A 1059-nucleotide genomic window follows, 5' to 3' on the forward strand; every position below is an offset into this window, starting at 1 on the left:
GGTAGCCGGCAAAGCCGATTCATAGAGGATTCCCATTTTGGCGGAGATGTGATTCAAGCTGTCTGCTGGATCGAGGAGGCCAGCCTGGATGGCGGGACCCTTGTCGAAGGATCTTCGGCTGCGTGTTGTCCGAGCGGTGGAAGATGAAGGGATGAGCCGTCGGGCAGCGGCGGCTCGTTTTGGAGTGGCGATCCGAACAGCGGTGCGTTGGGTGAGCGATTACCGCGCGAGCGGGAGCGTGGCGCCCCGGAAGATGGGCAATCCGAGCCCACCCAAGCTGACCGCGCACAGGGCGACGGTTCTGGCGCTGCTGGAGGCGCGGCCGGACGGCTCGATCGAGAGCCTGCGGCACGATCTGGCCGAGCGAGGCATCGTGGTGGGCTATGGCTCGATCCGGCGGTTCTTCCAGCGGGAAAAGATCACGCGCAAAAAAAGACGCTGACGGCAGCGGAGCTGGACCGTCCGGATGTCCAGGCGCGGCGCACAGCCTGGCTTGAGGAGCGGATCGGCTTCGATCCGCATCGCCTGGTCTTCATCGACGAAACCTGGGCCAAGACCAACATGACGCCGACCCATGGCCGCTGCTGGCGCGGTCAGCGGTTGATCGCCCGCGTGCCCTTCGGCCATTGGAAGACCTCGACCTTCCTGGCGGCCCTGCGCTGGGACGGGATCAGCGCACCGGCGGTCTTCGACGGGCCCATCAACGGCCAAAGCTTCACCGCTTATGTCGAGCAGATCCTGGCGCCGAGCCTGAGGCCTGGCGACATCGTCGTGCTCGACAATCTGGGCAGCCACAAGGGTAAGGCGGCTCGCAACGCCATCGAGCGAGCCGGCGGCGAACTGCGCTTCCTGCCACCCTACTCGCCCGATCTCAACCCGATCGAACAGGTCTTCGCCAAGCTCAAGACCTTGATCCGACGAGCCGCACCCCGAAACCGACACGCCTTATGGAACCGCATCGGCTCATTGCTCGACCGCTTCCCACCGGCCGAATGCCAGAACTACATCCTCAATGCCGGATATCCCGCGCCAACCTAATTGGACAACGCTCTAGCCCCC

General features: G+C 64.4%; 1 protein-coding gene. It reads left to right on the forward strand.

Annotated elements, in window-relative coordinates; genetic code table 11:
• Positions 1 to 88 precede the first annotated feature (88 nt).
• A protein-coding gene (locus P409_RS37560) for an IS630 family transposase (protein ID WP_430515690.1) occupies positions 89 to 1038 on the forward strand; the annotation gives its coding sequence in 2 pieces (ribosomal slippage) (positions 89 to 437 and positions 437 to 1038; 951 coding nt in all).
• Positions 1039 to 1059 lie beyond the last annotated feature (21 nt).

This window comes from Inquilinus limosus MP06 (assembly GCF_000767795.1).
In the GTDB taxonomy this organism is placed as follows: Bacteria; Pseudomonadota; Alphaproteobacteria; order DSM-16000; family Inquilinaceae; genus Inquilinus; species Inquilinus limosus_E.